Here is a 21,354-nt window from a genome sequence, read left to right as displayed (position 1 = left end):
GCGTTCTGCCAGCAAATATTCGCCGAACCGCCCTGACGCCAAGTCAGTTCCGGGTCAGGACAGCGCCTCCCACCAGCCGTCCAGCTCCGGCGGATCGGACACCTCGACCCGTTGCCCCGGACGCGGCACCGCCAGCGGCACGCCCTGCGCCTTCGCCTCCGCCAACAGCCGCTCCACCGGCTCCGCCCAGCGGTGCGGCGCCAGGTTGAACGTGCACCAGTGCACCGGCAGCAGCAGACCGCCGCGCAGCTCCAGATGCGCCCGGACCGCGTCCTCCGGGCTCAGGTGGATGTCCGCCCAGGCGTCGTCGTACGCGCCGATCGCCATCAGCGCGGCGTCGAACGGGCCGTGCTGCTCGCCGATCCGGGCGAAACCCTCGAAGTAGCCGGAGTCGCCGGTGAAGAACACCCGCCGCTCCGGTCCCGCCACCACCCACGAACCCCACAGCGTGGTGTTGCGGGTGAAACCACGGCCGGAGAAGTGGTGCGCGGCGGTCAGCGTCAGCGTCAACTCGCCGAGCGTGCACGTCTCGTCCCAGTCCAGCTCGATGATCCGGTGCTCCGGCACACCCCAGCGGCGCAGGTGCCCGCCGATGCCCAGCGGCACCGCGAACGGCGCCGACTGGAGCTCCACCAGGCGGCGCACCGTCGCCATGTCCAGGTGGTCGTAGTGGTCGTGCGAGATCAGCACCGCGTCCACCTGCGGCAGCGACGCCAGCTCCACCGGCACCGGGTGCAGCCGCTTCGGGCCCGCCAGGTGGGACGGCGAGCAGCGGTCCGACCACATCGGGTCCACCAGCACCCGGCAGCCGTCCAGCTCCAGCAGCGCCGAGGCGTGGCCGTACCACGTCACCGCCACCTCCTGGGAGGCCGCGGCCGGCTGCACCGGCACCGCCAGCGGCACCGGACCGGCCGGCACCCGCCCGTCCTTCTCGAACAGCATCCGGCGCAGCGTCGCCGCGTCCGGGCTGCCCGGAACGCCCGGCGACACCTGCGAGGGCGCGTTGTGGAACACCCCGTCCCGGTACTGCGGAGACACCCGCACCCGCGGGTCCGACGGGTCCGGCCGGCGCCCGAACTGGGCCGGCAGCTCCCGCAGCGCCCACGCCGCAGCACCCGCCACCGTCAGTGCCGCCGCCGCCACCAGCGCCCGGCGGCCCGCCCGGCCAGGGAGTGCACCACTCATCGCGTCCGCTCCGATCGGCTCGCTCGAAAACGGTGCCCGGACTCTCCGGAGCACCCCCGGGGCAACGGCCACCACCGGCCGGGCGTTCCCCACGCCCGACCCGCACCCGGATTGTCGGGATGCGACAGAACACACCCGGCAATGCCTGTCCAAGGCCGCTTCGCCCGAGCTCGCACCCTACCGATAGCGTCACAGATGGCTACGCGTGCGATCGGCACGCGCACATCGAGTAGGGAAGAGGTGGACCGTTGAGCCGCTCGGTACTGGTCACCGGAGGTAACCGGGGCATCGGCCTCGCCATCGCCCAGAGCTTCGCCGAGGCGGGCGACAAGGTCGCCATCACCAGCCGCAACGGCGAGGTCCCGGCGGAGCTCGCCAAGTACGACGTCCTCGCCGTGCGTGCCGACATCACCGACACCGAGCAGGTCGACGCCGCCTTCACGGAGATCGAGGCCGCCCACGGCCCGGTCGAGGTCCTGGTCGCCAACGCCGGCATCACCAAGGACACCCTGCTGCTGCGCATGTCCGAGGACGACTTCACCTCCGTCCTGGACACCAACCTCACCGGCACCTTCCGGGTCGTGAAGCGCGCCGCCGCCAAGATGCTGCGCGCCCGCAAGGGCCGCGTGGTGCTGATCTCCTCCGTGGTGGGCCTCAGCGGCTCCGCCGGCCAGGCCAACTACGCCGCCTCCAAGGCCGGCCTGGTCGGCTTCGCCCGCTCGCTGGCCCGCGAACTCGGCTCCCGCAACATCACCGTCAACGTGATCGCGCCCGGCTTCGTCGACACCGACATGACCGCGGTGCTCAGCGAGGAGCGCCGCAAGGAGATCGTCTCCGGCGTCCCCCTGGGCCGCTACGCCGCCCCCGCCGAGATCGCCTCGGCCGCGCGGTTCCTGGCCTCCGACGAGGCCGCGTACATCACCGGAGCCGTCATTCCCGTGGACGGCGGATTGGGCATGGGTAACTGACCATGACTGGAATTCTCGAAGGCAAGCGGATCCTGATCACCGGTGTGCTGATGGAGTCCTCCATCGCCTTCCACACCGCGAAGCTCGCCCAGGAACAGGGCGCCGAGATCATCCTCACCGCCTTCCCCCGGCCCAGCCTCACCGAGCGCATCGCCAAGAAGCTGCCCAAGCCGGTCAAGGTCCTGGAGCTCGACGTCTCCAACCCCGAGCAGCTGGCCGGCATCGCCGACCAGGTCCGCGAGCACCTGCCGACCCTGGACGGCATCGTCCACTCCATCGGCTTCGCCCCGCAGGACGCGCTCGGCGGCAACTTCCTGGACACCCCCTGGGAGTCCGTCGCCACCGCCATGCAGGTCTCCGCGTACTCGCTGAAGTCCCTCACCACCGCGCTGCTCCCGCTCATGCAGGACGGCGGCGCCGTGGTCGGCCTGACCTTCGACGCGCAGTTCGCCTGGCCGCAGTACGACTGGATGGGCCCGGCCAAGGCCGCCCTCGAGTCCACCAACCGCTACCTCGCCCGCTACCTCGGCGAGCGCAACATCCGCTGCAACCTGGTCTCGGCGGGCCCGATCGGCTCGATGGCCGCGAAGTCGATCCCCGGCTTCCCGGACCTCGCCGCCACCTGGGACTCCCGCTCCCCGCTCAAGTGGGACCTCACCGACCCGGAGCCGGCCGGCCGCGGCGTCGTCGCGCTGCTCAGCGACTGGTTCCCGAAGACCACCGGCGAGATCGTCCACGTGGACGGCGGGCTGCACGCCATCGGTGCCTGAGGCAGACGAGTAAGCACAACCAGGGGCTCGGGAACTGCTTGGCAGACGAGCATGCACAACCTGGGGCTCGGGAACTGCTTGGCAGACGAGCATGCACAACAGGGGCTCGGGGAACTGCGAGGGCGAGCTGCTGGTGGTCAGGGATAGCGGTAGGTCGTGACTGCTACCGGTAAAAGACGGGACCCGAAACAACGGGACCTCTCCGCGCCCTGTTGATCACCAGCAGACTCGGCCCCGCCGTTCCCCGGGCCCCTGTTGTGGCTCCCGCCGTTTCCAGGGCTCAGCTCTTGCATCTGCCAATCGCCCGGCCCGCCGCCTCGGCGGCCTTTTCCGCGTCGCCGGACCTGATCGCGTCCAGGATGTCCGAGTGCGAGACCCAGCGGTGGGGGAGCAGGTCGGGGCCGACGTCGTGGCGGAGGTGGGCGAGCAGGACCTCGCCGAGGTCGGCGTAGATCGCGGCGAGGACGTCGTTGTGGGCGGCGGCCACCACCGCGTGGTGGAAGGCGGCGTCGGCCTGGATGAAGTCCTCGGGGATGCCGGCGTGCCAGGCGGCGTCGCGGCGGGCCAGGGCGGCGTCGAGGAGTTCGAGGTCGCGGGCGGTGCGGCGGGTCGCGGCGAAGCCGGCGGCGGAGGTTTCCAGGGTGGCGCGGAGTTCGGCGACCTGGCTCTGGTCGGCGTCGGCGAACCGGCGGTGCATCACGCCGGCGAGTTCGCTGGTGGCGAGGACGTAGGTGCCGGAGCCCTGGCGGATGTCGACCAGCCCGTTGTGGGCGAGGGCGCGGACGGCTTCGCGGATGGTGTTGCGGGCGACGCCGAGCTGGTCGACGAGTTCCGCCTCGGTCGGGATACGTGATCCCACCGGCCATTCGCCGGAGGTGATCTGGGCCCGGAGTTGGGCGATCACCTGGTCGGAGAGCGGGGTGCGGCGAGTGGTCGACAGCGCCAAGGTCGGGCTCCTTCTGTGGTTTACGTCATCAGGATACCGGGGCGACTTAAGTCATCCCATGATTCTATGATTACGCCATGTCTACCGCAGCAGACCCCTCAGCGACCGGAACCGAGACCCCTCGACCAGCCCCAACGTCCAGCGCCACCGTCACCGCCGCCGGCCCCCCGTCGGTGGTTCGCAACGGCGGAGCCGTCCTGCTCGCCGTGGGTGTGGCCGCCGCCGCCGTCAACCTGCGTCCCGTGGTGACCAGCCTCGGCGCGCTGCTCGACCCGGTCCGCGAGGGCCTCGGGATGAGCGCCACGGTGGCCGGCCTGCTCGCCGCGGTGCCGCCGCTGTGTTTCGCGCTGCTGGGCTTCGCCGCTCCGGGTCTGGCCCGCCGGCTGGGCCCGATCACCGTGGTGACGGCCGCGATGGGCGCCATCGCGGCCGGTGTGCTGGCCCGTTCGTTCACCGGTTCCACCGCGGTGTTCCTGCTGCTCACCGCGCTGGCGCTGGCCGGAGTGGCGCTGGCCAACGTGCTGCTGCCGGTGGTGATCAAGCGGTACTTCCCGGACCGGGTCGGTCCGATGATCGGCCTGTACTCGATGGCGCTGTCGGTCGGCACCTCGCTGGCCGCCGCCACCACCGTCCCGCTGGCCCACGCGCTCGGCGGCTCCTGGCGGCTCGGCCTCGGCGTCTGGGCGCTGCCCGCCGTGCTGGCCCTGGCGCTGTGGCTGGTCGTGCTGTTCGTGCGCCGGGACAAGGGCACTGCGGTGGCCCCCGCCGCGCAGGCCCACACCCGGCTGCCGATCCTGCGCAGCGGCACCGCCTGGGCGCTGGGCGCGTTCTTCGGCCTCCAGTCCACCAGCGCGTACAGCACGATGGGCTTCCTGCCGAAGATCTACCACGACGCCGGCGTCTCGGAGTCCGCGGCCGGTGTGCTGCTGGCGGTGGTGATGGCGATCAGCGTGCCGGTCTCGTTCGTGCTGCCCAACCTGGCCGCCCGGGGCGGCGACCAGCGGATGTACGTGGTGGTGCTCGGCCTGTGCGGCATCGCGGGCTACCTGGGCCTGATGCTGGCCGCCGGGACGGTGCCGTGGCTGTGGGCGATCCTGGTCGGCCTGTCGATGTGCGCGTTCCCGCTGGCGCTGACCATGCTCGGCCTGCGCGCCCGCACCCCGGGCGGGGTGGCGCAGCTGTCGGCGTTCGCGCAGAGCCTGGGCTACCTGATCTGCATCCCGGGCCCGATCCTGATGGGCGCCCTGTACGAGAACACCGGCGAGTGGTACCTGCCGCTGGGCCTGCTGGCGCTGCTGCTGGTGCCGCAGATCCTGGTCGGCGTGCGTGCCGCCCGGGCCCGGCACATCGAGGACGAGGTGGTCGGTTAGGCTCGGCGACATGCCAGTTCTCGAACCGAATCCCCAGGGCGGCCAGAAGAAGCTGCTGCAGATGCTCGGCCTGATCGCCGCCATCGTGGTGGTGATCTCGATCGTCGCGTCGATCGCCTCGAACATGGGCTGATCCGACAGGTGCCCGCCGTCCGTGCCGGACCGGTGGAGCTGCCACCCGCAGGGGTGGCAGCTTTCCCGACCCCGCGCCCGGGCGGCGGTTTTCTGCGAAGCTCTAGGGGTATGAGCGCCGACACTCCTCGTAGGATCATCGTTCTTCGTCATGCCCGGGCCGACTGGCCCAACCAGGTCGACGACCACGACCGCCCGCTGGCCGACCGCGGGCGCGGCCAGGCCTCCGAGGCCGGCCGCTGGCTCGCCGACTCCGGCGTCAACCCCGACCACGTCCTGTGCTCCACCGCGCTGCGCACCCGGGAGACCTGGAAGCTGGTCGCCCACGAGCTGCCCAAGCGGCCCCGGAAGACGGTCTACGAGGACCGCGTGTACGAGGCCCAGCCCGGAAAGCTGATCGAGGTGATCCAGGAGACCCCGGAGGAGCACAGCGACCTGCTGCTGGTCGGCCACAACCCCGGCGTGCTGGGCCTGACCCAGGTGCTGGCAGGCGACGAGGGCGACGCCGAGGAACTCAACCGGATGCGGTTGAACGGCTTCCCGCCCGCCGCGGTGGCGGTGCTCAGCTTCGACGGCCCGTGGAAGCTGGTCGAGCCCGGCGTGGCCCGGCTCGAGTCGTACTTCATGCCACAGGACTGAAGGCAGACCGAAGGGGCGGGGTCCGCGGACCCCGCCCCTTCGGTATTGGTCGATCAGTCCCCGGTGGGCGCGCCGTCCAGCTCGTCGGCCGCCTCGACCTCCTCGCGGGTGACGCCCAGCAGGTACAGCACGGTGTCCAGGAACGGCACGTTCACGGCGGTGTCGGCCTGCTCGCGGACCACCGGCTTGGCGTTGAACGCCACGCCCAGGCCCGCCGCGTTCAGCATGTCCAGGTCGTTGGCGCCGTCGCCGATCGCCACCGTCTGCTCCAGCGGCACCCCGGCCTGCTCGGCGAACCGGGCCAGCCAGCGGGCCTTGCCGGCCCGGTCGACGATCTCGCCGGTGACCCGGCCGGTGAACCTGCCGTCCACCACCTCCAGGGTGTTGGCGGCCGCGAAGTCCAGGCCCAGGCGGTCCACCAGGTGCTCGGTGACCTGGGTGAAGCCGCCGGAGACGATCGCCACCTGGTAGCCGAGCCGCTTCAGGGTGCGGATCAGGGTCCGGGCACCCGGGGTGAGCCGGACCTCCGAGCGGACCTTCTCGGTGACGGCCGCGTCCAGGCCCGCCAGCAGCGCCACCCGGGCCCGCAGCGACTCGGCGAAGTCCAGCTCGCCGCGCATCGCCTGCGCCGTCACCTCGGCGACCTGCGCCTCGCAGCCCGCGTGGGCGGCGAACAGCTCGATCACCTCGTCCTGGATCAGCGTGGAGTCGACGTCCATCACCACCAGGCGCTTGGCCCGCCGGTGCAGCCCCGAGCGGACCACCGCGATGTCCACCCGCTGCACGGCGGCCTCCGCCGCCAGCACCGCGCGCAGCTCCTCGGTGGGCACGCCGGAGATGGTCAGCTCCACCGCCGTCACCGGGTACTTGGCCAGGCGGAACACCCGGTCGATGTTGCCGCCGGCCTCCGAGACCCGGGCCGACAGCGCCGCCACCGCGGCCGCGGTCAGCGGGTGGCCGAGCACCGTGACGTGCGAACGGCCCTCGCGGCGCGGACGGTTGTCGCCGGTGCCGGAAATGATCTCGGCCTGAAGCCGGTGCTCCTCCGCCCAGCGGTGCACCGTCACCCGCAGGTCGCCCTCGGCACCCGCCGCGGGCGGGGGAGTGACCAGCGCGCACAGCGTTATCCGGCCACGCGTGACCACCTGCTCGATGTCGATCACCTCGACCCCGAAACCGGCGAGCTGGGTGAACAGGCCCGCGGTGATGCCGGGGCGGTCCTTGCCGAACACCTTGACCAGCAGCGTTCGCTCGGTGTCGGTGCTCACGGGCGGCGCGGCGGAAGGGGCCTGAGCGGCCGGATCTGTTGCGTTCATGGTGCCCCCCACGCTACCCGGAGCGTCCCCGCGCGAGCCGCCCGCGTCCGGGTCGTGGGACACCCGGCGGACACCCCAGCAGGTCCGCGAGCGGTAGCCGGGCGGTCACAGAACCGTGTACCGGGTTTCGGACAGACCGACCCGGCTGGAATGATTCCCCCCGTCAGATGCAACATCCTGGGGGACCGGAGAGCGGGGCGGGCGGAGAGTTGCCGCAACTCGTACTAGAAATCGACGGCCGGCAGCGGGTACTCGAACCCGGCCGTGCCTACACCATCGGGCGTGACCCGGCGTCGGACTTCCTGTTCGACGACGCCAGGGTCTCCTGGCGGCACGCCACCATCAGCTTCGACGGGGCGAGCTGGCAGTTCACCGACCACGGCTCGACCAACGGCACCTTCGTGGCCGGCGCCCGGGTCGAGCAGAGCGCCCTGCACCCCGGCACCGTGGTGCACCTCGGCAACGGGCAGAACGGCCCCCGGCTGGCCTTCACCGCTCCCGCCGCCGCGCCCGCGCAGCCCGGACCGCTGCACGAGGCCGTCACCAGCCGGGCCCCCGGGCCGCAGGCGCAGCCGCCGTACCAGCAGCCGCCCGTCGGCCAGCCGCCGGTCGGACCCGGCCCGGCCGCCCGGCCCGGCCAGTGGCAGCAGCCGGCCGAGCAGCCGATCCCGCAGGGCTGGGACGCACCCACCCCGCGGCCCGGCTTCCCGCAGCAGCAGAGCTTCCCGCCGCCGCAGCAGCAGGCCCCTCACCCGCAGCAGGGCTTCCCGCAGCAGCAACAGGCCTTCCCGCCGCAGCAGGCCTTCCCGCAGCAACAGGGCTTCCCGCCGCAGCAGCAGCCCGTCCCGCAGCCGCCGTTCCCGCACCAGCAGCAGGCCGCGCAGCAGCAGTTCCCGCCGCCGCAGCAGTTCCAGCAGCCGCAGCCGCCCGTGCAGCAGCACCCGGTGGCCCCGCAGCAGGCCGGGCCGGCCGGCGGGCTCGGCAACCCGACCATGGTCCGCAGCCTGAGCGGCGGGCGGACCATCCGGATCGGCCGCGCCCTCGACAACGACATCGTGGTCTCCGACCTCCAGGTCTCCCGGCACCACGCCGAACTGCGCCAACTGCCGGACAGCCGCTGGGAGATCGTCGACCTCGGCAGCCACAACGGGATCTTCCTGAACGGCCAGCCGACCCGTCGTCAGCTGATGGGCCCGCAGGACCGGCTGACCGTCGGCCACTCCTCCTTCGTACTGGTCGGCGACCAGCTGCAGGAGTTCGTCGACAACGGCGCCGTCACCTTCTCCGCCCACCACCTGACCGTCGAGGTCGACTTCAAGGGCGGCAAGAAGACCCTGCTCGGCGACGTCTCGTTCTCCGTCCCGGAGAAGTCCCTGGTCGCGGTGATCGGCCCGTCCGGCTCCGGCAAGTCCACCCTGCTGCGCGCCCTCACCGGCTACCGGCCCGCCGACCGCGGCGACGTGCTGTACGACGGCCGCAACCTGTACCGGCAGTTCGCCGAACTGCGCTCCCGGATCGGCCTGGTGCCGCAGTCCGAGATCCTGCACAAGGAACTCACCGTCCGCACCGCCCTCAAGTACGCGGCCCGGCTGCGCTTCCCCGGCGACACCGAGGCCGCCGAGCGCGACCGCCGGATCGACGAGGTGCTGTACGAACTGCGCCTCGACAAGCGCGCCGACAACCGCATCACCGCGCTCTCCGGCGGCCAGCAGAAGCGCGTCTCGGTGGCGCTGGAGCTGCTCACCAAGCCCTCGCTGATCTTCCTGGACGAGCCGACCTCCGGCCTCGACCCGGGCATGGACCGCGAGGTCATGCAGACCCTGCGCGGCCTCGCCGACGACGGCCGCACCGTCCTGGTCGTCACCCACTCGGTGGCCGAACTCGCGCTCTGCGACCGCCTGTTGGTGATGGCCCCCGGCGGCTCGGTGGCCTACTTCGGCCCGCCCGCGGAGGCCCTGCACTTCTTCGGCTACGAGACCTGGGCCGACGTCTTCCAGGCGTTCGAGAACTTCCCCGACCACGACTGGGCCGGCCGCTACCGCAACTCGGTGCACCACCAGAAGTACTCGGCCAACGTGGACGCCGCCGTCACCCAGGCCCAGCCCAACGCGCTCACCCAGCTGCGCCCGCCCAAGGCGCAGAGCTGGGGCTCGCAGCTGTGGACGCTGATCCGCCGCTACCTGGCGGTGATCGCCTCCGACAAGGGCTTCATCGCGCTGTCACTGATCCTGCCACTGGTACTCGGCGCGGTCTCCGCGGTGATCCCCGACAAGTGCGGCCTGGCGCCCTGCAACAACGCGGCCGGCCGCAACGACGTCGCCCGCCTGATCCTGATGGTCGTCGCGTTCTCCGCCTGCCTGTCCGGCTCGGCGAACTCGGTCCGCGAACTCATCAAGGAACGCGCGATCTACGAACGGGAACGCGCCACCGGCCTGTCCCGGTCCGCGTACCTGGCCTCGAAGTTCATCGTGCTCGGCGCGATCAGCTTCCTGCAGGGCGGCATCATCTCCGCGATCGCGTTCAAGGTCCGCAAGCTCCCCACCGAGGGCCTGGTCTTCAAGCACCTCCCCGCGGTCGAGATGTCCATCGGCGTGATCCTGCTCAGCTTCACCTCGATGATGGTCGGCCTGGCGATCTCCTCGCTGGTCAAGACCTCCGAGAAGACCATGCCGCTGCTGGTCATGTTCGCCATCGTCCAGATGGTCTTCACCGGCGCGATCTTCCAGCTGTTCGACAAGCCCGGCCTGGAGCAGCTCGGCTGGCTGATGCCCGCCCGCTGGGGCGTCGCCGCCAGCGGCAACACGCTCGACCTCGCCCACATCTCACCCGTGGTCGTGGCCAAGCCCCCGGAGACCGCCCCGCTTGACAAGCTCTGGGACCACTCCGCCGGCATCATGTTCCTCAACTGGACCGTCATGATCCTCATCTCGGTCGGCCTGGCCTTCGCCATCCAGCGCTTCCAGAAGCGCCACGAGCCCGAGGTCATGCAGAAGGGCTGACCACTCGCACGTCGCGCACAAGGGCCGGGGAAGCACGTTTCCCCGGCCCTTCGACGTAGGTCCCCCGCCCGAGGCGTAGGCCGTGAGCGCGGCGGTAGCGTGGCGGCATGGAGAATCCCGGGTGCGATCCCTCGCTGGAGGGGATCGAGGCGGTCAGTGCGGCCGTGCTGGCGATGAGCCGACCGCTCGAGGTGCGCGAGGTGCTGCGCCGGATCACCGCCTCGGCGCGCACCCTGCTGGGCGCCGAGTACGCCGCGCTCGGCGTGCCGGACGACCACGGCGGGTTCGCGCAGTTCGTGGTCGACGGCGTCAGCGACGAGACGTGGCGGGCGATCGGCCCGCTGCCGCGTCAGCACGGCGTGCTCGCCTCGATGCTGCACGACCGCGAACCCACCCGGCTGAAGGACGTCCGCACCGCGCCCGCGTTCGGCGGCTGGCCGGAGGCCCACCCGGCCATGACGGACTTCCTCGGCATGCCGATCATGGACGGGGACGAGGTGGCCGGCGCCCTGTTCCTGGCCAACAAGCCCGGCGGCTTCACCGAGCACGACGAGGCGCTGCTGCGGATCCTGGTCGCCCACGCCGCGCTCGCCCTCGGCAACGCCCGGCTGTACGAGCGCAGCCGCGAACTCACGCTGTCCGGCGAACGCGCCAGGATCGCCCACGACCTGCACGACGCCGTCTCGCAGAAGCTCTTCTCGCTGCGCCTCACCGCCCGTGCCGCTGCCAAACTCGTCGACCGCGCCCCGGCCCGGGCCCGCGACCACCTCGCCGAGGTCGCCCGGCTGGCCGCCGAGGCCGCCGACGAACTGCGCGCCGTGGTGATCGAGTTGCGCCCCGCCGCGCTGGAGGAGGACGGCCTGGTCGCCACCCTCGCCTCGCAGATCCAGGTGCTCGACCGGGCGCACAGCGCCACCGTGAACTTCACCGCCACCGGTGTGCGCGCGCTGCCGGCCGGTCAGGAGTCGGCGGTGCTGCGGGTCGCCCAGGAGGCGCTGCACAACGCGCTGCGGCACGCCCAGGCGAAGACCGTCACCGTGACCCTGACCGGCACCCCCGGTCGCGGCGTCCGGCTGACGGTCGCCGACGACGGCCGCGGCTTCGATCCCGAATCCGTTCGCCGGGCCGGCCGCCACCTGGGCCTGGTGTCGATGCGTGACCGGGCCGCCGCGGTCGGCGGCCGACTGTCCTTGGAGTCCGCCCCTGGCCGGGGCACCCTGGTCGAACTGGAGGTCCCCGGTGCCTGACACCACGTCACCGATCCGCGTCCTACTGGTGGACGACCACCAGGTGGTCCGGCGCGGTCTGCGCACCTTCCTGGAGGTGCAGGACGACATCGAGGTGGTCGGCGAGGCCGCCGATGGTGCGGAAGCCGTCGAACGGGCCGGCGAACTCGCCCCCGACGTGGTGCTGATGGACGTCAAGATGCCCCGGGTGGACGGCATCGAGGCACTGCGGCTGCTGCGCGAACAGGACAACCCCGCCAAGGTGCTGATCGTCACCAGCTTCACCGAGCACCGCACCATGGTCCCCGCCCTGCGGGCCGGCGCGGCCGGCTACGTGTACAAGGACGTCGACCCGGAGGCGCTGGCCGGGGCGATCCGCTCGGTGCATGCCGGCCACGTCCTGCTCCAGCCCGAACTCGCCGCCGCGCTGCTCGTCGAGGACGTCCCCGCGCCCGCGCAGGGCCGCGGCGGCAGCCTCACCGACCGCGAGCGCGAGGTGCTCTCGCACCTCGCCGACGGCCGCTCCAACCGGGAGATCGCCCGCGCGCTCCACCTGTCCGAGAAGACCGTGAAGACCCACGTCAGCAACATCCTGATGAAGCTGGACGTCGCCGACCGCACCCAGGCCGCGCTCTGGGCGGTGCGCAACCAGGGCTGAGGACCCGCTCAGCCCCGTTCGTCCACGATCGCGTTGTACGCCGCGACCTGGGCCCGCCTGGCGGTGCGGTCCAGCGGGGCGAGGATCTCCCGGCGGGCCGTCATCTCGGAGGCGGAGACGGCCGCGCCGTGGCCGCCCGCGGCGATCCCCAGCAGCGCCGACACCTGCCGGGCCGACTCCAGCACCCGCACCGCGCGTTGCGGGTAGCCCGGCGCGAGCAGCTTCTGGTGGCCGCGGCGGCGGAACCCCTCCAGGGCGCGCAGCGTCTGCGGCCCGGCCCCCGCCACGTCCAGCCGGGTCAGCATGACGGTGGCCTGCCGCAGGCCGTCCGCGAGTTCGCGCTCCGCCTCGTCCAGCGAGGGCACGTCGGCGGGCAGCGCGTCGTTGACCGGCAGGCACTGCCACAGCACCCGCACGCCCTGGTCGCCCTCCGGGCCGTACACCTCGACCTCCGGCACCAGCCCGTACGGGACGCCCACCGCGAGGACGGCCTCCTGGGCGCCCATCGCCAGCGCGTTGAAGGCCGGCGGCCCGGTCAGCCCGAGCGGGTGCCCGGCCACCGGCAGCGCCAGCCGCAGGCCCTTCGCGCCCAGCACGCGCAGCTTCCCCAGCGCCCAGGTGAGGCCGTGCAGCGAGTCCGGCGGTTCGCCGGGAAGGCCGGTCACCCGGTGGGCGTCGTCGTCGCCCTGGACGGCGGTGGCGGCGTCGTCGGGGGAGCAGGCACCGGCCAGCAGCGCGTTGCCCCAGGCGGTGAGTCGTCCCGAACGAGGCTCTTGGTACGGATTGTCGGCAGGAGTCGCGAGCATCGGACCAGCCTACGGACAACCGCGCGGGGCGGGTGGCGTAGGTTTGGCCTGACACAGGTTGGACCGCACCCCGAGGACCTTCGCGCAGGTTCCACGGACGGCCGGATTCTTGCATTTGGGGAAGGCGTAGGCATGAGCGACGTGCTGGAGCTGGTGGACGTTTCCGTGGTCCGGGAGGGGCGCGCACTCGTCGATCACGTGTCCTGGACGGTCAAGGAGGGCGAGCGCTGGGTGGTGCTCGGCCCCAACGGCGCGGGCAAGACGACACTGCTCCAGATCGCCGGCGCTTACCTGTTCCCGAGCTCGGGCCAGGCCGTCGTGCTCGGCGAGAAGCTCGACCAGATCGACGTGTTCGAGCAGCGCGCCCGGATCGGTCTGGCGAGCGCCGCCATGTTCGACAAGCTGCCGGGCAACCAGACCGTGCTGGAGTCGGTGCTGACCGCCGCCTGGGGTCTGACCGTGCACGGCAAGGAGACCTACGAGAAGCCCGACGAGGCCCGCGCCCTGGTCCTGCTGGACCGGCTCGGCATGGCCGGCTTCACCGACCGCAAGTTCGGCACCCTCTCCGAGGGCGAGCGCAAGCGCACCCTGATCGCCCGCGCCCTGATGACCGACCCCGAACTGCTGCTGCTGGACGAGCCCGCCGCCGGCCTCGACCTCGGCGGCCGCGAGGACCTGGTGCGCCGCCTCGCCGCGCTCGCCCAGGACGAGTTCGCGCCGTCCATGGTGATGGTCACCCACCACGTGGAGGAGATCGTCCCCGGCATGACCCACGTGCTGATGATCCGTCAAGGCAAGATCATGACGGCCGGGCCGATCGAGACCACCCTCACCGCCCGCAACCTCTCGCACTGCTTCGGCCTGCCGCTGACCCTGGAGCAGCGCGGCGACCGCTGGACCGCGCAGGGCCTGCCGCTCGGCTGACGGCCGGATCCGCTACCCAAGGGGAACCGGTCGCACACCTGGCCGGTTTCCGCACCCCCAGCTGCGGGAAGCTACGCCTGAAGAGGTCGAACTTCCCTAGGATGGACGCGTGGACGGCTGGATCTGGTGGCTGCTGCTCGCAGTGGGCCTGGGCATTCCGCTGGTGGCGACCGCGATGCCCGAATTCGCCATGTTCGCGGTCGGCGCCGGGGCGGCCGCCCTGACGGCCGGCCTGGGCGGCGGTGTGGTCCCGCAGTTCCTGGTGTTCGTCGGAGTGTCGGCGGCGCTTCTGGTGTTCGTACGCCCGATCGCCTACCGCCAGCTGAAGCAGGGCCCGGGCTACCGCACGGGCGTGGAGGCGCTGACCGGCGCCACCGCAGTCGTACAGGAAACAGTCGACGGAGGGGAGGGCGGCCGGATCAAGCTCAACGGCGAGATCTGGTCCGCCCGGGCGCTCCACCCGGGCTCGGTCTTCGAGCCCGGCCAGCAGGTCGACGTCGTCGAAATCCAGGGCGCGACCGCCCTGGTCGTCTAGGGGAGAAGCGTTGGAACCCGTCCTCATCGTGCTGATCGTCCTGGTCGTGGTGGCCTTCATCGCCCTGATCAAGACGATCCAGGTGATTCCGCAGGCCAGCGCCGCGATCGTGGAGCGCTTCGGCCGTTACACCCGCACCCTCAGCGCCGGCCTGAACATCGTGGTGCCGTTCATCGACACCATCCGCAACCGGATCGACCTGCGTGAACAGGTCGTCCCGTTCCCGCCGCAGCCGGTCATCACCTCGGACAACCTGGTCGTCAACATCGACACCGTCATCTACTACCAGGTGACCGACCCGCGGGCCGCGACCTACGAGGTGGCCAGCTACATCCAGGCCATCGAGCAGCTCACCGTCACCACGCTGCGCAACATCATCGGCTCCATGGACCTGGAGTCCACCCTGACCTCCCGCGAGGTCATCAACGCCGGTCTGCGCGGCGTCCTCGACGAGGCCACCGGCCGCTGGGGCATCCGGGTCAACCGGGTCGAGCTCAAGGCCATCGAGCCGCCGACCTCCATCCAGGACTCGATGGAGAAGCAGATGCGCGCCGACCGTGACAAGCGCGCCGCCATCCTCACCGCCGAAGGCGCCCGGCAGGCCCAGATCCTGCGCGCCGAAGGTGAGAAGCAGGCCGCCGTCCTCCAGGCCGAAGGTGAGGCCCAGGCCGCGGTGCTGAAGGCCGACGGTGAGGCCGCCGCGATCCGGACGGTCTTCGAGGCCATCCACGAGGGCGACGCCGACCAGAAGCTGCTCGCCTACCAGTACCTGCAGACCCTGCCCGAGCTCGCCAAGGGCGACGCCAACAAGCTGTGGATCATCCCCAGCGAGGTCGGCGACGCGCTCAAGGGCCTCGGCGGCGCGTTCCAGGGCGCCACCGGCGGCGGCAAGGGAGGCCCCGAGGCCACCGCCGTCCCCCCGGCCGCCGCCCGCGTCCCCGTCGACCCGGCCAGCGCCCCGCGCCCCGTGGACACCGACAAGACGCTCCGCCCCCGGGTCGAGCCCACCCGCGAGTACCCGAAGTTCGACGAGTAGTCAGCCGCGCTCCGCAGGCCCCGCCCGATCCAACGGGCGGGGCCTGCGCGCGTGTTGGGGCCGGACCGCGATTCGGACACCCTCTGGCGGAACGCCGAACCGCTCCGGCATGATCAACCGGCCCGACAGCAGCCAACGAGGGGAAAGCGGATGACACTGTGGGAGGCGCTCGCCGTCCTGCTCGCCGGAACCGCCGCCGGCACCATCAACGCCATCGTCGGCTCCGGCACCCTGATCACCTTCCCCGTGCTGCTCGCCATCGGCCTGCCACCCGTCACCGCCAACGTCTCCAACACCCTCGGCCTCGCCCCCGGCTCGCTCGCCGGCGCCATCGGCTACCGCGCCGAACTCGCCGGCCAGGGCCGCCGCCTGATCCGCTACGGCGCCGCCTCGCTGACCGGCGGACTCATCGGCGCGGCGCTGCTGATCGTGGCCCCCGGCGCCTTCGACGCCGTCGTCCCAGTGCTCATCCTCACCGCCCTCGTCCTGGTCGTCCTGCAACCCCGGGTCGCCCGCGCGATGGCCGCCCGCCGCGCCGCCGGCACCCTGCCGCCCGCCACCGACGGCGGACCACTGCTGCTCCTGCTGATCGCCCTCACCGGCGTCTACGGCGGCTACTTCGGCGCCGCCCAGGGCGTCCTGCTGCTCGCCCTGATGGGCATGCTGCTCCCCGACACCCTGCAGACCGTCAACGGCATCAAGAACGTCCTCGCGCTGATCGTCAACGGCGTCGCCGCGATCTTCTTCGTCCTCACCTCCACCGTCGACTGGACCGCCGCCGGCCTGATCGCCGTCGGCTCCACCCTCGGCGGCATGCTCGGCGCCAAGGTCGGCCGCCGCCTCCCGCCGGTCGCACTGCGCACCCTGATCGTCCTGGTCGGACTCGCCGCCGTCACCAAGCTGCTGTTCTTCTGACAGCTCCCTAGGCTTGCCCCGACAGCCACTCGGACGGAGACCACACATGAGCCGCACCCGCCTCAGCGAGGACCAGATCACCGCCGCCCTCGCCGACCTTCCGCACTGGACCCGCACCGGCGAGGCCCTCACCCGCACCGCCGAGACCGCGAGCTTCCCCACCGCGATCAAGGTCGTCGACGCCGTCGCCGAGCAGGCCGAGGCGCTCGACCACCACCCCGACATCGACATCCGCTGGCGCACCCTCACCTTCGTCCTCAGCACCCACAGCGCGGGCGGCCTGACCGGCCTCGACTTCACCCTCGCCCACCTGATCGACCAGGCCCTCGACACCACCTCCTGACCCACCGTCCCGGTCCCCGGGCAAAGCCCCGGCCAAAACCCGTCCGCCGGGCGTGAGATGCTGGCTGCTTGCCAGACCGCAGTCGGGACGGACGGAACGCATGGCTCAGGAACCCTCCACGACCCCCGGGTACGACCAGCAGCAGCCCTGGTACCCGCAGCCGCAGCCGTCCTACGGCGAGCAGCAGGCGTACGGGCAGCAGCCGGTCCACGGCGAGCAGCCGGCCTACACCGAGCAGCAGCAGGCCTACGGCGGCTACCCGCAGCCCGGGGGACAGCTGGACGCGGCCGCCCAGGAGCAGCTCTACGGCCGGCCCGACCAGGCGTACCAGCCGCAGGGCTACGACCAGGCGTACGGCCAGCAGCAGGGCTACCCCGAGGGCTACGTCGACCAGCAGACCTACGGTCAGCAGCAGCTCTACGCAGGGCAGCAGCAGGACTTCGGCGGCTACCAGCAGCCCGGCGTGTACGCCGACCCGGCCGCCCAGCAGTACGCCCCGGCCGACCCGTTCACGCAGCAGGAGACTCCGGCGCCGGGCGCGTTCGCCGAGCCCGCCGCCGAGCCCGGCCCGGTCACCGCCAGCGACTACCCGCAGACCAGCGCCGCCGACCCGTTCGCGCCCGGCGCCGACGGCACGTCAACTCCGCCGACGCACGCTGCCGATGACGCCGAGCCGCCGGCCGGCGGACTGGTCTCCCGGGCCCGCGCCGCCGTCACCGCCGGCCCGGGCGCGCCCAGCAAGCGCGGCCTCGCCATCCGGATAGGCGCCGGCGTCGCCGCGCTCGCCGTGCTGGCCACCGCGGCCGTGCTGGCCACCTCCGACAGCGACAGCGGCAAGTCCGGCGCGGACAAGGGCACCCAGGGCACCACCCAGAACATCGCGGTCGCCCACACCAAGGCCTGGACCGCCAACACCGATCCGGCCGCCGCCGGAGCCCAGGGCGCCGACGACACCCTGGTCGGCAGCTGGCTGCTCGCCGACGCCGTGGTCCGCGCCGACGCCACCGGCGTGCACGCCTACAACCTCGCCGACGGCAAGCCCACCTGGACGCTCGCCCCGCCCGCCGACGGAGCCGTCCCCTGCGGACTGTCCCCGAGCGTCAACTCCGGCGGCATCGGCGCCGTGGTCTACCGACCCGCCGCCGACCCGAAGAGCCCGTGCAGCACCGCCGCCGCCGTCGACACCAAGGCCGGGAAGATCACCTGGTCCAAGACGCTGTCCGACGCCAAGGAGAAGTACGCCGCCCACGTCGCCGTCACCGACGACAAGGTGATCGCGGTCGGCTACGACAAGGCCGCCGCCTGGGCCGCCAACGACGGCTCCGAGGCCTGGCAGTACACCGGCCAGGGCAAGTTCTGCACCCTCTCCGGCAGCGCCGGCCCCACCACCGTCCTGCTGCACAGCCGCTGCGCCGACTCCACCCCCGGTGACCAGGCCGTCGCGCTGAACGTCTCCGACGGCAAGGTGAAGTACTGGCGGGGCCTCAACAACCAGCCCACGACCGTCACCGTGCTCTCCGCCGAGCCCGCCGTGGTGCTCACCACCGGCAGCCAGCCCGCCGACGACCGGGTCTTCGCCTGGGGCGCCAACGGCGACCCCGGCGTCGAGATCCAGCTCGGCGTCGAGGGCGGCGGCCGCCTGGACGTCGCCCGCGGCAGCTTCGCCGCCGTCCCCGGCGTCCACTTCCAGGGCAGCACCATGTTCGCCGCGGTCGTCCCCGACGGCGGTGGCAACCCCACCGCGATCACCGCCTACGACCTCGGCACCGGCAAGCAGCAGTGGCGCACCCCCATCGCCGAGAAGGGCAAGGCGCACCCCGCCGGCGTCGACAACAGCGGCCTGCTGGTCGCCGTCGACGAGCGCGCCGACCAGCCCGCCCACCTCAGCCGCTTCGCGGTGGCCGGCGGCCAGGAGACCCAGGGCGGCGCCTTCCCGCAGGGCACCGGCTCGCTGCTCTCCGCGGGCCGGGTGTTCACCACCTCCGGGCACGTGGTCGCCGTCCCCGAGCACGCCGCCAACTTCGGTATCGCGACCGGCTTCACCAGCAAGAGCTGACCCGCAGCCGGTCTTTCGCCCGCATGCCGACGGGCCCGACCTGTCCCCTGATCAGGTCGGGCCCGTCGGCATTTCACGCGCCCGCAGGCAGCCAGGCGGCCAGCTCTCCGAGCTCACCCGCCCGCAGCCCGAGCGCGAGCATCAACGTCGCCTCCGGCGTCGGTTCGAACGGCCGCCGCAGCAGCCGCATCCCGGCCTGCTCCGGCGTCCGGTCCGCCTTGTGCTGGTTGTCCTCCGCGCAGGCCGCCACGGTGTTCAGCCAGCTGTCCGCACCGCCGCGCGACCGGGGCACCAGGTGGTCCACGGTGGTGGCCCGCCGCCCGCAGTACGCGCAGCGGTGCTGGTCCCGCGCCAGCACACCCCGCCTCGACCACGGAGCCTGTTGTCGGAACGGCACCCGCACGTACCTGGTCAGCCGGATCACCCGCGGCACCGGCACCTGAACCCCCGAGCCGCGCACCACCCGCAGTGGATGGGCCTGCTCGACCACCGCCTTGTCCTGCAGGACCAGCACCACCGCACGGCGCAGTGGCACCGTGGTCAGCGGTTCGTAGCTCGCGTTCAGGACAAGGGTGTTGCGCATGACGGGCCACCTCCGGTGCTCGCGGCCGCCGGTCGGCGGTGGCACAACTGTGGCCGCCCGCCACGTCTCGAACAACGGAATTTCCGTCCCGCCCGGTGACCTGTCCCCGAACCTCCGGGTCACGACCGCGTAGGCTCTACCCCGCTGGAACTGTCCAGGCGCGCAGCCCACCAGGGCCGCACCGCGCCGGACCCACGACCGAAGGAGACGCGGACCGTGACCGACATCGTCGACGAGCTCCAGTGGCGAGGGCTGATCGCCCTGTCCACTGACGAGGACGCACTGCGCAAGGCGTTCGCGGACGGCCCGGTCACGTTCTATTGCGGCTTCGACCCGACCGCGCCCAGCCTGCACCTCGGCAACCTGGTCCAGATCCTGACCATGCGCCGCATCCAGCAGGCCGGAAACCTCCCGCTCGGCCTGGTCGGCGGCGCCACCGGCCTGATCGGCGACCCCAAGCCCACCGCCGAGCGCGTCCTCAACGACCCCGAGACGGTGGCCGGCTGGGTCGAGCGCCTGCGCGGCCAGATCTCCCGCTTCCTCGACTTCGAGGGCCAGTACGCCGCGCGCATGGTCAACAACCTGGACTGGACGTCCGGGATGTCGGCGATCAGCCTGCTGCGCGACGTCGGCAAGTACTTCCGGGTCAACAACATGATCGCCAAGGAAGCGGTGGCCCGCCGCCTCAACTCCGACGCGGGCATCAGCTACACCGAGTTCAGCTACCAGATCCTGCAGGGCATGGACTACCTGGAGCTCAACCGCCGCTACGGCTGCACCCTGCAGACCGGCGGCAGCGACCAGTGGGGCAACCTCACCGCCGGCACCGACCTGATCCGCAAGGCCGAGAGCCGCTCCGTGCACGCCCTCGCCACCCCGCTGATCACCAAGGCCGACGGCACCAAGTTCGGCAAGACCGAGTCCGGCACCGTCTGGCTCGACCCCGAACTCACCACCCCCTACGCCTTCTACCAGTTCTGGCTGAACGCGGACGACCGGGACGTCGCCAAGTTCCTGCGCATCTTCTCCTTCCGCTCCCGCGAGGAGATCGAGCAGCTGGAACGCGACACCGCGGAACGCCCCGCCGCCCGCCTCGCCCAGCGCGCCCTCGCCGAGGAACTCACCACCCTCGTCCACGGCGCCGAGCAGTACGAGCGCGCCGTCGCCGCCTCCAAGGCCCTGTTCGGCCAGGGCGACCTCGCCGACCTCGAACCCGCCACCCTGGCCGCCGCCCTCGCCGAGGTTCCCAAGGCCACCGTCACCGAACTCGGCCAGCTCGTCGACCTCCTGGTCGAATCCGGCCTGGCCCCCAGCCGCTCCGGTGCCCGCCGCACCATCAAGGAAGGCGGCGCCTACCTCAACAACGCCAAGGTCACCGACGAGGAGGCCGTCGCCACCACCGACGACCTGCTGCACGGCCGCTGGCTGGTCCTCCGCCGCGGAAAGCGGAACCTGGCCGCGGTCGAACTGGCCGGCGCCTGATCGCTCCGCGGCAGGTGCTCTCCGGCTCCTTCGCGTAGTCGGATGGCCTGAAACAGACCGCAGTTGACCTGTGGCGCACACTTCGAGGGGCCGGATCCAGCCAGATCCGGCCCCTCGAGGTTTGACTCGTCCGTCCTAGTGACCTAACGTAGTCCGAGTCGCCCGAACCGGACGTGACCGGGAGGCGGCCCCCCAAACCCTCGCTGAGCGACTCGCCGCGCGCCCATTCGAAAATTCGAGTGGAAATGCGGAACGAATAACTCTGCTAGAGTTCGGGAGCGCCGAAAGGCAAAAGCGAATCGGATCGAATGAAACTCCGGAAAACGGGGCGGAAAACATCTGATAAGCTGGAAACACGAAAGAACGAAGCGCCCGGAGGGCCCGCAGGGATGCGGCTCGAAGGAAGTGTCCGTTCCTTGAGAACTCAACAGCGTGCCAAAAGTCAACGCCAGATATGTTGACATC

General features: G+C 71.8%; 20 protein-coding genes. 15 read left to right on the top strand and 5 right to left on the bottom strand.

Features of this window, described 5'->3' with window-relative positions; genetic code table 11:
* Positions 1 to 54: 54 nt before the first annotated feature.
* Positions 55 to 1,185 (bottom strand): MBL fold metallo-hydrolase, encoded by a 1,131-nt coding sequence (locus ACGFWJ_RS33870; protein WP_392956348.1) that lies wholly within the window; start codon positions 1,183 to 1,185, stop codon positions 55 to 57.
* A 248-nt stretch (positions 1,186 to 1,433) separates the two neighbouring features.
* Here ACGFWJ_RS33870 and fabG point away from each other — a divergent pair, with 248 nt between their 5' ends.
* The gene (fabG, locus tag ACGFWJ_RS33865) at positions 1,434 to 2,153 is read left to right on the top strand and encodes a 3-oxoacyl-[acyl-carrier-protein] reductase (protein ID WP_387646039.1); all 720 of its coding nucleotides are present in this window, start codon (positions 1,434 to 1,436) and stop codon (positions 2,151 to 2,153) included.
* A gap of 2 nt (positions 2,154 to 2,155) precedes the next feature.
* Positions 2,156 to 2,923: an enoyl-ACP reductase FabI gene (fabI, locus tag ACGFWJ_RS33860; protein ID WP_387646037.1), complete on the top strand. Its 768-nt coding sequence runs from the start codon at positions 2,156 to 2,158 to the stop codon at positions 2,921 to 2,923.
* 280 nt (positions 2,924 to 3,203) lie between these two features.
* Here fabI and ACGFWJ_RS33855 read toward each other — a convergent pair whose 3' ends face one another.
* The gene (locus ACGFWJ_RS33855; RefSeq protein ID WP_387646035.1) at positions 3,204 to 3,869 is read right to left on the bottom strand and encodes a FadR/GntR family transcriptional regulator; all 666 of its coding nucleotides are present in this window, start codon (positions 3,867 to 3,869) and stop codon (positions 3,204 to 3,206) included.
* Between the two features lie 77 nt (positions 3,870 to 3,946).
* Here ACGFWJ_RS33855 and ACGFWJ_RS33850 point away from each other — a divergent pair, with 77 nt between their 5' ends.
* The 3 genes from ACGFWJ_RS33850 (at position 3,947) to ACGFWJ_RS33840 (ending at position 6,010) form a co-directional block, all read left to right on the top strand.
* The gene (locus ACGFWJ_RS33850; protein ID WP_392956344.1) at positions 3,947 to 5,239 is read left to right on the top strand and encodes an MFS transporter; all 1,293 of its coding nucleotides are present in this window, start codon (positions 3,947 to 3,949) and stop codon (positions 5,237 to 5,239) included.
* Between the two features lie 10 nt (positions 5,240 to 5,249).
* Positions 5,250 to 5,372: an SGM_5486 family transporter-associated protein gene (locus ACGFWJ_RS33845; RefSeq protein ID WP_387646030.1), complete on the top strand. Its 123-nt coding sequence runs from the start codon at positions 5,250 to 5,252 to the stop codon at positions 5,370 to 5,372.
* 110 nt (positions 5,373 to 5,482) lie between these two features.
* Positions 5,483 to 6,010 (top strand): SixA phosphatase family protein, encoded by a 528-nt coding sequence (locus ACGFWJ_RS33840; RefSeq protein WP_387646029.1) that lies wholly within the window; start codon positions 5,483 to 5,485, stop codon positions 6,008 to 6,010.
* Between the two features lie 53 nt (positions 6,011 to 6,063).
* Here the strand turns inward: ACGFWJ_RS33840 and serB are convergent, their stop codons facing one another.
* Complete coding sequence (gene serB / locus ACGFWJ_RS33835; RefSeq protein WP_392956340.1) at positions 6,064 to 7,326, bottom strand: phosphoserine phosphatase SerB; 1,263 nt, start codon at positions 7,324 to 7,326, stop codon at positions 6,064 to 6,066.
* Positions 7,327 to 7,493: 167 nt separating this feature from the next.
* On the opposite strand from serB, the gene ACGFWJ_RS33830 reads away from it, so the two are divergent.
* The 3 genes from ACGFWJ_RS33830 (at position 7,494) to ACGFWJ_RS33820 (ending at position 12,209) form a co-directional block, all read left to right on the top strand.
* Positions 7,494 to 10,325, top strand: a complete 2,832-nt coding sequence (locus ACGFWJ_RS33830; protein WP_392956337.1) for an FHA domain-containing protein — start codon at positions 7,494 to 7,496, stop codon at positions 10,323 to 10,325.
* A 107-nt stretch (positions 10,326 to 10,432) separates the two neighbouring features.
* Complete coding sequence (locus tag ACGFWJ_RS33825) at positions 10,433 to 11,572, top strand: GAF domain-containing sensor histidine kinase (protein WP_392956335.1); 1,140 nt, start codon at positions 10,433 to 10,435, stop codon at positions 11,570 to 11,572.
* Positions 11,565 to 12,209 (top strand): response regulator, encoded by a 645-nt coding sequence (locus tag ACGFWJ_RS33820; protein WP_387646019.1) that lies wholly within the window; start codon positions 11,565 to 11,567, stop codon positions 12,207 to 12,209. Before ACGFWJ_RS33825 ends, ACGFWJ_RS33820 begins: the two co-directional genes overlap by 8 nt.
* Positions 12,210 to 12,217: 8 nt before the next feature.
* Here ACGFWJ_RS33820 and ACGFWJ_RS33815 read toward each other — a convergent pair whose 3' ends face one another.
* Complete coding sequence (locus ACGFWJ_RS33815) at positions 12,218 to 13,015, bottom strand: hypothetical protein (protein ID WP_392956332.1); 798 nt, start codon at positions 13,013 to 13,015, stop codon at positions 12,218 to 12,220.
* Between the two features lie 132 nt (positions 13,016 to 13,147).
* Between ACGFWJ_RS33815 and ACGFWJ_RS33810 the strand changes: the two genes are divergently transcribed.
* From ACGFWJ_RS33810 to ACGFWJ_RS33785, 6 genes are all read left to right on the top strand, one after another.
* A complete protein-coding gene (locus tag ACGFWJ_RS33810) occupies positions 13,148 to 13,939 on the top strand; it encodes an ABC transporter ATP-binding protein (RefSeq protein ID WP_392956330.1) in 792 nt (263 codons plus the stop codon).
* Between the two features lie 121 nt (positions 13,940 to 14,060).
* Positions 14,061 to 14,474, top strand: coding sequence for an NfeD family protein (locus ACGFWJ_RS33805; RefSeq protein WP_380342548.1), 414 nt, complete (start codon positions 14,061 to 14,063; stop codon positions 14,472 to 14,474).
* Between the two features lie 10 nt (positions 14,475 to 14,484).
* Positions 14,485 to 15,510, top strand: a complete 1,026-nt coding sequence (locus ACGFWJ_RS33800) for an SPFH domain-containing protein (protein WP_387646012.1) — start codon at positions 14,485 to 14,487, stop codon at positions 15,508 to 15,510.
* Positions 15,511 to 15,660: 150 nt separating this feature from the next.
* Complete coding sequence (locus ACGFWJ_RS33795; protein ID WP_387646009.1) at positions 15,661 to 16,425, top strand: sulfite exporter TauE/SafE family protein; 765 nt, start codon at positions 15,661 to 15,663, stop codon at positions 16,423 to 16,425.
* Positions 16,426 to 16,471: 46 nt separating this feature from the next.
* A complete protein-coding gene (locus tag ACGFWJ_RS33790) occupies positions 16,472 to 16,768 on the top strand; it encodes a 4a-hydroxytetrahydrobiopterin dehydratase (RefSeq protein ID WP_380486166.1) in 297 nt (98 codons plus the stop codon).
* A 100-nt stretch (positions 16,769 to 16,868) separates the two neighbouring features.
* Positions 16,869 to 18,824 (top strand): PQQ-binding-like beta-propeller repeat protein, encoded by a 1,956-nt coding sequence (locus ACGFWJ_RS33785; RefSeq protein ID WP_392956327.1) that lies wholly within the window; start codon positions 16,869 to 16,871, stop codon positions 18,822 to 18,824.
* A gap of 73 nt (positions 18,825 to 18,897) precedes the next feature.
* On the opposite strand, the gene ACGFWJ_RS33780 is transcribed toward ACGFWJ_RS33785, so the two are convergent.
* Entirely contained in the window at positions 18,898 to 19,407 is a 510-nt protein-coding gene (locus ACGFWJ_RS33780; protein ID WP_387646002.1) for an HNH endonuclease, read from the bottom strand.
* 216 nt (positions 19,408 to 19,623) lie between these two features.
* On the opposite strand from ACGFWJ_RS33780, the gene tyrS reads away from it, so the two are divergent.
* Positions 19,624 to 20,889: a tyrosine--tRNA ligase gene (gene tyrS, locus ACGFWJ_RS33775; protein WP_387863023.1), complete on the top strand. Its 1,266-nt coding sequence runs from the start codon at positions 19,624 to 19,626 to the stop codon at positions 20,887 to 20,889.
* Positions 20,890 to 21,354 lie beyond the last annotated feature (465 nt).

It is taken from the genome of Kitasatospora sp. NPDC048407 (assembly GCF_043200475.1).
Taxonomy (GTDB): Bacteria; Actinomycetota; Actinomycetes; order Streptomycetales; family Streptomycetaceae; genus Kitasatospora.
This window is presented reverse-complemented; position numbering and strand designations above follow the sequence as displayed.

Coding starts and splice junctions, on each gene's coding strand:
- ACGFWJ_RS33870 (WP_392956348.1), bottom strand. CDS start 1,185: ATGAGTGGTGCACTCCCTGGCCGGGCGGGCCGCCGGGCGCTGGTGGCG.
- fabI (WP_387646037.1), top strand. CDS start 2,156: ATGACTGGAATTCTCGAAGGCAAGCGGATCCTGATCACCGGTGTGCTG.
- ACGFWJ_RS33850 (WP_392956344.1), top strand. CDS start 3,947: ATGTCTACCGCAGCAGACCCCTCAGCGACCGGAACCGAGACCCCTCGA.
- ACGFWJ_RS33845 (WP_387646030.1), top strand. CDS start 5,250: ATGCCAGTTCTCGAACCGAATCCCCAGGGCGGCCAGAAGAAGCTGCTG.
- ACGFWJ_RS33840 (WP_387646029.1), top strand. CDS start 5,483: ATGAGCGCCGACACTCCTCGTAGGATCATCGTTCTTCGTCATGCCCGG.
- serB (WP_392956340.1), bottom strand. CDS start 7,326: ATGAACGCAACAGATCCGGCCGCTCAGGCCCCTTCCGCCGCGCCGCCC.
- ACGFWJ_RS33830 (WP_392956337.1), top strand. CDS start 7,494: ATGCAACATCCTGGGGGACCGGAGAGCGGGGCGGGCGGAGAGTTGCCG.
- ACGFWJ_RS33825 (WP_392956335.1), top strand. CDS start 10,433: ATGGAGAATCCCGGGTGCGATCCCTCGCTGGAGGGGATCGAGGCGGTC.
- ACGFWJ_RS33815 (WP_392956332.1), bottom strand. CDS start 13,015: ATGCTCGCGACTCCTGCCGACAATCCGTACCAAGAGCCTCGTTCGGGA.
- ACGFWJ_RS33810 (WP_392956330.1), top strand. CDS start 13,148: ATGAGCGACGTGCTGGAGCTGGTGGACGTTTCCGTGGTCCGGGAGGGG.
- ACGFWJ_RS33795 (WP_387646009.1), top strand. CDS start 15,661: ATGACACTGTGGGAGGCGCTCGCCGTCCTGCTCGCCGGAACCGCCGCC.
- ACGFWJ_RS33790 (WP_380486166.1), top strand. CDS start 16,472: ATGAGCCGCACCCGCCTCAGCGAGGACCAGATCACCGCCGCCCTCGCC.
- ACGFWJ_RS33785 (WP_392956327.1), top strand. CDS start 16,869: ATGGCTCAGGAACCCTCCACGACCCCCGGGTACGACCAGCAGCAGCCC.
- ACGFWJ_RS33780 (WP_387646002.1), bottom strand. CDS start 19,407: ATGCGCAACACCCTTGTCCTGAACGCGAGCTACGAACCGCTGACCACG.